The sequence below is a fragment of the Embleya sp. NPDC055664 genome (assembly GCF_053618075.1).
Genome location: NZ_JBSHGZ010000083.1, coordinates 1 through 7,097, shown reverse-complemented (window position 1 = coordinate 7,097; position 7,097 = coordinate 1). Strand labels below are relative to the sequence as shown.

General features: G+C 71.7%; 5 protein-coding genes and 1 pseudogene. 4 read left to right on the top strand and 2 right to left on the bottom strand.

Features of this window, described 5'->3' with window-relative positions; translation table 11 throughout:
- Window positions 1-146 precede the first annotated feature (146 nt).
- Window positions 147-716, top strand: a pseudogene (locus ACWGR4_RS47985) (class I SAM-dependent methyltransferase); the annotation flags it as partial.
- 566 nt (window positions 717-1,282) lie between these two features.
- On the top strand, window positions 1,283-1,615 hold the full coding sequence (locus tag ACWGR4_RS47980; protein ID WP_380007840.1) for a histone-like nucleoid-structuring protein Lsr2: 333 nt from the start codon (window positions 1,283-1,285) through the stop codon (window positions 1,613-1,615).
- Between the two features lie 502 nt (window positions 1,616-2,117).
- On the opposite strand, the gene ACWGR4_RS47975 is transcribed toward ACWGR4_RS47980, so the two are convergent.
- Together ACWGR4_RS47975 and ACWGR4_RS47970 are read right to left on the bottom strand one after the other, a co-directional pair.
- Window positions 2,118-3,647, bottom strand: a complete 1,530-nt coding sequence (locus tag ACWGR4_RS47975; protein ID WP_452133960.1) for an FAD-binding oxidoreductase — start codon at window positions 3,645-3,647, stop codon at window positions 2,118-2,120.
- Between the two features lie 137 nt (window positions 3,648-3,784).
- Window positions 3,785-4,315 (bottom strand): hypothetical protein, encoded by a 531-nt coding sequence (locus ACWGR4_RS47970; protein WP_452133959.1) that lies wholly within the window; start codon window positions 4,313-4,315, stop codon window positions 3,785-3,787.
- 399 nt (window positions 4,316-4,714) lie between these two features.
- Between ACWGR4_RS47970 and ACWGR4_RS47965 the strand changes: the two genes are divergently transcribed.
- A complete protein-coding gene (locus ACWGR4_RS47965; protein WP_380007849.1) occupies window positions 4,715-5,296 on the top strand; it encodes a sigma-70 family RNA polymerase sigma factor in 582 nt (193 codons plus the stop codon).
- A 91-nt stretch (window positions 5,297-5,387) separates the two neighbouring features.
- A complete protein-coding gene (locus ACWGR4_RS47960; protein WP_452133958.1) occupies window positions 5,388-6,941 on the top strand; it encodes a hypothetical protein in 1,554 nt (517 codons plus the stop codon).
- Window positions 6,942-7,097: the final 156 nt, after the last annotated feature.

Below are 7,097 nucleotides of genomic sequence, written 5' to 3'. Positions count from 1 at the left end.
CCAAGCGGGTGGCGGAGGGGGCGCGAATTCGCGCCCCCTCCGCCACCCGCTTGGTGCCTTGCGCGTAGGGCAACCCATCTCGGCATCACCTTGCGCATCCGGCAACCCATCGGGTCGGCGGCGCGCGATCCGCCTAGCGTGACGGCATGACCCACCCCGCACATCACGGCGCGCACCTCACCCACAAGCACGAACACGCCGAGGCCGACCTCACGGAAACCCTGGACCTGGACGCGGAAGTCCTCGCCGAGCACATCGACGCCGTGACCGCGTCGCTGCCCCCGGGGACCGACCCCCGCCACATCGTGGACCTGGGCTGCGGAACCGGCGCCGGTACGCTCGCCCTGCTCCGGCGCTTCCCGAACTCCCGGGTGACGGCCGTCGACTCCGCCCCCGCCCACCTGGATCGCCTGCGGGACAGGGCGGTCGCCGACGGCTTGGACGAGCGTCTGCGCATCGTGCGGGCCGACCTCGGCACCCCGACCCTGCCCGACCTCGGCCGCCCGGAGCTGGTCTGGGCGTCCGCCTCGATGCACCACATGAGCGACCCGGACCGAACGCTGCGCCAAGTCCGCGAACTGCTGTCTTCGGGTGGCCTGTTCGTCATGATCGAACTGACCGCCTTCCCCCGCTTCCTCCCCCCTGCGGCCCCGGCGGACAGCCCCGGCCTCGAAGATCGCTGCCACGCCGCGATCGACGGGCAACACGCGGCGATGGCCTCCCACCGGGATGCGGACTGGGCCGGCAAACTCACCGCGGCCGGCTTCGCCATCGAATCCGAACGCACCCGAACGTTGCACGTCCCCGCCTCGCGGAACCCGGCGGTGTCCCGCTACGCCCACACCACCTTCACCGGCCTCCGCACCAGGATCGGCGGACTCCTGACCCCCGAGGACCGCACCGCCCTGGACCGCCTCCTCGACCCCGAGTCCCCGCAAAGCCTCGTCAACCGCGAGGACCTGGCGCTGCGAACCCGACGCACCACCTGGATCACCCGCGCCGGCTGACCCCGCGCCGGCGACCCCGATCCCTCGCCACCTCCGGAGCAATGGCAAAACTACCGACACCGGGACTTCGTCCCGACGACAATAGCGACGCGTGGAAATGCGACGCTTCTCTTCGATGCGCGATCGGGATAAAGATCGGATCGTATCCAAAGCCGTTTTTGCCGCCCGACAATTCCGAAGCGGACCGAATCACCTGATCTCCCGACTGCCGGGTAGGCGACGTGGACCCCCTTTCCGTTACGATCAGCCCGCTCCCAGGAAGGGGATTCTCACCAATGGCTCAGCGCGTAGTCACGCTCTACACGGATGACATCACCGGCAACGAGGGTGAAGACATCGCAACGCACACCTTCGGCTTGGACGGCGTCACCTACGAGATCGACCTCGGCCAGGACACCTACCAGCAACTGCTGGACGCCCTCGGCCCGTACTTCCACGCCGGCCGCAAGACCGGCACGTCGCGCCGCACCGCCGTCAAGGCCCACAAGACCGGCGACGGCCCGGACCCGGTGAAGGTCAGGGAGTGGGCCAAGGCCCAGGGCATCGAAATCAACGCCCGCGGCCGGGTACCGGGTGACATCGTGGCGAAGTACCAGGCGGCTCACTGACCCGAACGCGGGCACTGAGGCGCAGGGCAAGCCCGGTGCGGAGGCGCGCGGAGGCGCCGCGAAGCGTCCCGAGCCTCCGCACCTCGTCGGCCTCCGTCTCCGGGCGATCCGCGAGGGCGAGCGTCGCGGCACAGGGCCGTTCGCCCTCGTCGAGCCTCGCCGCCACGGCATCGAGCACGGCCCGAAGCACGACGCGATCCGCGCCGGGGTGCTCCGCCAACAGGCGTAGGAGCATGTTGTCGTTCCAGACGCCGTCACGGGCCGTGCTCAGTTGGCGCAGAACGGCGGACGGGGTGTGGGGATTGGCGGCCAAAGCGTGCCACACGAAGGGGTAAGGGCGCCGCGCGAGGCGATGCAGGGCGGAACCGTCCTTCTCCGTACGGGCCGCTTCCGGGTAGTCGGCAGGCGTGGGCACGCGGATGGCCTCCCGAAATCGCCGAAGTCGCCATCCTGACACCGGATCCCGAGCCGCACCACCGAATACCGCGACGGTCGGCGAGGGTCAGGCGTTGGTGACGGATCGGGGGAAGGTGAAGACGCCTGTGGGGTCGTAGTGGTGGGCCACCGACTTCAGGCGTTGGAGGTTGCCGGCGTAGTAGGCGGTGCCCCAGTCGGGGAGGGTCGCGTCGATGTAGTTGACGTAGGCGCCCGTCGCGCCGAGTGCGGCCAGGCCGTCGCGGACCGCGTCGACCGCCTCGGTGGCCGCCGCCTGGCCGGCCGGCGTGGTGTTCGCGTAGATCTGGGCGGTGGCCAGGGCCTCGCGGTGCGGAAAGGCGGTCGCGTCGGGGGCGAGTTCGGCGACGGCGCCGCCCATCGAGTCCAGGAGCAGGTCCAGCCCGACGCGGCCGGCCATCAGGCCCACCACCGCCTGGCCGTCCAGCGCGGCGGTCAGTACGCGGGAGACGGCGACGAAGGCCTCGCGGGTCAGTCGTCCACCCTCGGACGTCGGGTGGCACTGGGCGATGGTGTCGGTCGAACAACCGGCCATGTACTTCATTGCGTCCAGGTAGTTCTTCGCCTGCACGCTGCGAGTGCCGGGCTGCGTTCCGACCGCGGCGATCAGCGTGTCCAGGAGCGGGTTCAGCGCGTCGGGCGTGCCGACGTAGCAGCCACCCACGCGACACGTCGGCGGTGTGCCGCCGGAGATCACGCAGTTCGACCACAGCTCCGGTCGCGCGTCCGCGATCCACCCCTGCCAGGCCCCGACCACCGAGGGCGTCGCGCCGGCCGGGAAACGCAGCGAGAACACGGTGAGCGGGGGCGCCGGCTCCGTACGGAACGTGAACCGCGTGACCACGCCGAAGTTGCCGCCGCCCCCACCCCGCAGCGCCCAGTACAGATCCGGCTCGGCGCACTCGGACACGGTGAGCACGCGCGAGTCGGCGGTGACCACCTCGGCCGCGACCAGCCGGTCGCAGGTGAGCCCGTACTTGCGGGTCAGCACCCCGATCCCGCCGCCCAGGGTCAGCCCGCCGATCCCCACCGTCGGACACGAGCCGCCCGGCAGTAGTCGGCCCGCCTGCGCCAGTCCGGCGTAGACCTCGATCAGCCGGGCGCCCGCGCCGACGTCCACCGTGCCGTCGTCGTGCACCTCGATTCGCGCCATCGGCCGCAGGTCCATCACCAGCCCGTCGTCGGGCACGCTGTACCCGAGGTAGCTGTGCCCCCCGCTGCGCGCGGCGATCGGCACGCCGTGGCCTCGGGCCGCGTCCAGGCAGCTCTGTACGTCCGTCGCCGACGTGCAGCGGGCCACCGCCGCCGGCAACTGCCCGTCGTACAGCTCGTTGAAGCCGAGCCGGGCCACGTCGTATCCCTGGTCCGCGGGCAGCAGCAACCGACCGTCAAGCCGCGCCTTCAACGCCGACCAGTCCGGCGGCCCGGCCGTCGGCACCCGCGTCCCGGCGTGCATCCGCGCCCGGGGCGCGGACCGGCTCACGGCGCCCCGCACCGACCCGTCGGCCGTCGACCCCGTGAGCAACAACGCACCGCCGGCCCCCAAAGCGGTCAGGAACCCTCGTCGATCGATCGTCATATACCCACATCTCCCGGCGACCCGTGCGCACCGCGTGCCGGCGACACATACCCTGAGTTATCGCAAGCTTTACCCACGAATCGGTCGAAGGCACGCCGGGCTGCGCCCATCGGCCGATACGACGGGGTCCACCCGGCTCAGTCCACCCCGCCGATCACGGCCCTGCCCTCGGCCGCGGCGGCGGCGAAGAACGGACCCAGGTCCTCCAGTTCGTGTTCCTCGCGCTCCTCGTCCCAGCGGGCCGCCCCGCCGTCGCGGGCCCAGCCTTCGGCGACCAGGCCCTCGGCCACCCGACGGACCTCGTCCGGAGCGAGGACGAAGGCGGGTCCGTAGCAGAACTCGTACTCCTCGACCTCGTCGCACTCGTGCCCGGTCGCCTTGGCCAACCAGGGAAAGGCCGTCTCCCAGTCGGCCGTGCCCTGCTCGGCCTGCGCCCGGCTCTCCGCGACCGCGGCCAACAGGCGGTAGTCGAACCTGTAGGAGTCCGCGCGCGGACGAAACTCGCCCGGGAGCACCGCCGCTTGCTCCGCATCGGGTCGGTCGCACGGGTCGATTCGTTCGGGTTCGTCGGCCGGGTCGAAGAAGAGCGTCTCGATCAGTTCGGGCCGCTCCGGTACCGCCGCCGGCACCGACGGTTCGACCTTCGCGAGCATCAACCACATGGACATGGGCTCTCGGCTTCCTATCCTCGTGCGCGGTCGGCCCGGTGGCCGTCCGGTCCACGCGGGGAAGGTATCGGCGGCCACGGACACGTCACCCCTCCGCCCGGGTTTTTCGGATCGAGGGGATGCAACCCGCGAACGGCGGAGCGCGTGTGCGGAGGGAAACCTCGGTTCGGAGGTGTGGATGAACGCCGTTGTGTCGCGGTCGCCGGAGAGAGGGAGGGTTCCGGATGGCAGGACCCGAGATCGACGCTCGCCAACGGCCTTGCCCGGGCCCGTACTTGGATTTTCGGCGGCGGCCTGCGAATCCTCAAATCCAGCGCAGATCCAACAACCTTGTAACACGCCGTGGTTAGTGTTCGCGGTTCGAGCCGACACACATCCGGGAAGCGAGGGTCCGGGCCCGTGACGTCTTTTTGTACCCGAGGCCGTGACACCGGCGGCCAGGCCTGCTCGACACCCGACGGCGAGCCGGCGGACCTCACGGAACCCGCGGACCTGGCGGAACGCGTCTATCGGCAATACTCCACGCCGTTGTTGTCGTTCTGCCTCAAGCTCACCGGCGGAGACCGGCCGTGGGCCGAGGACGTGGTCCAGGAGACCATGTTGCGCGCATGGCGGCACGCGGGCACGATCGCCGACGACACCTCCAACCTGATGCCGTGGCTGGCGACGGTGGCGCGCCGAATCGTCATGGACGACCGCCGCGCGCGCCGTTCCCGGCCCCAGGAGTGCAGTCCGGAACCCCTGGAGTACGTTTTGGCGGACGACCAGTGGGAGCCCCTGCTCTGGAAGATGGCCGTCGCCGACGCACTGCCCTCGCTCACCGCCGCGCATCGCGAGATCATCGCCGAGACGGTGTTGAGCGATCGTGACCTCAAGCAGGCCGCCGAACTGCTCGGCATTCCGGTCGGAACGGCGAAGTCCCGTACCTACTACGCGATCCGCGCCCTGCGCCAGGCCCTGGAGGAGCGCGGCGGCGGATGAGCACCCGAAATTCCATACAGTGTCGCGCGGACCACGCGGCAGCACGGTCGGGTGCTGTCGTGGATGCCCGATGTGGGGAGCTACCCGGCAGATGAGGAACACCGATCCGCTCGACTTCTTCGCGAACCACCGCGAAACGATCCTCCGTTGGGGCGGCATCTCCGCCGCCGCGCTCGTGGTCTTCCTGATCCTCCGGTTCTTCGCGATGCGAATGGGCGGATGGAAGGCGGCGGCGCGGCGATTGTGGCGGGAAATCGCGCTGACCGCCCATGCGTTCGGCGGCCCGGTGCGGGCCTGGCTGCGGTATCGGCGCTCGGTACGGGTGTTGGTGCGCGGCCTGGGTGCGGCGACGACCTGGCGGGACGCGGAACGTGCTCTGGTGGCCGCGAAGTTCGCCGCGGCGCCCGCGCAGCCGTATGCCGCCGTCGTCGGCGAGGACACGGTGACGGTGCTGTTCGCCGCCGCCGGGATGCCGTCGCCTCGCGGCGTTTGGCGGGCGGGAGCCGACGATCCGTGGGCCTGGACGGCCGTTCGGGCGGAGTTGCCGTCGGTCACGCCGGACGCGGAAGGGACCAGGCCGGTCGTCGTCGCCCTGGGCGAGCGGGACCGGGAGTGTGTGTTCGTCGACCTCGTGGTCGGTCCGGCGATGGTGTGTGTACAGGGCGATCCGCGTTCGGGGCCGGCCCTGTTCCAGGCGGTCGCGGCCCAATTGGACGTCAGGCTGCCGAGCGGTCAGGTCGTGGTCGCCGACGGGGTGCACCGCGACGTGGCCGGACAGCCGGTGCGGGAGGCGTACCGGACCGCTCGCAGCAGGCCGCCCCGGCTGGGGCTGCCCACGTTCCTGGTGACCCCGGAGCTGCCGGATCCGCCGCCGCCCGAGTTGACCGAACCACCCGGCGACGAAATCCCGTTGCGGCTGTTGCTCGGCGGGCCGGGACGGGGACACGTCCGGACGCTGCTCACCGATCGACACGGTCGGGTCGGTCTGCCCGGCACGCCGCTGGTGGTGGTGTGCCATGCCCTCGGCGCGGCGCTGGCCCGGGTACTGCCGACCATTCCTCCGGTGCTGCCGCCGGTACCCGCGCCGGTGGCCCGCTCCGGAGTGGACCAGGCCGCGTGGTTCGCCGAGGAGGAGGCCGGGGCCGAAACCCCCGCCGCCGAGCCGCGGGCGGCGGAGCCGGTGGCCATCAGGGAACCGGCCGAATCCGTGGCCGCGGCCGTCTCCGCACGATCCTCGACCGCCGAGCCGACCTCGGCCCGCCCCGCACCCGAATCGACCGCGACGGCCACATCCCGCACCCCGGCCGCAGGCACACCCACCGGCTCACCCGCCGTCTCGGCCCGCCGAGAGGCAACTCCCCGCCGGGAGCCCGCCGGCGCCCCCGGCCGACCCCCCATCACCGAACCGCCGACCGGCCGCGATCCCTCCCCGATCATCGAGCCCACCCACAGACCCGACCCATCTCCCCCGGCCGAACCGACCCACAGGCCCGACTCATCTCCCCCGGCCGAGCCCACCGACGGGCCCGACGCACGTCCCCCCGCCGAACCAACCCCCGACCAACCCCATCCGCCCACCGACGCCCCCACCGACCGAACCCCCGAGCCCGCCCCCGAGCCGTTCCCCCCCGGCTCCGGGGCCTGAGGGCCTGTCCCGCGGAATCTCGGCGAGGCCGCGCCCTCCCGGACCCGGCGGCGCGGCCCCGTCCGGCGGGGTACGCCCCGCCCGCCCCCCCCCGCCCCCCCACGCCCCCCGCCGGGGTCTTATAAACAAATCCGAGCCCACCAGGCAATAGCAGAT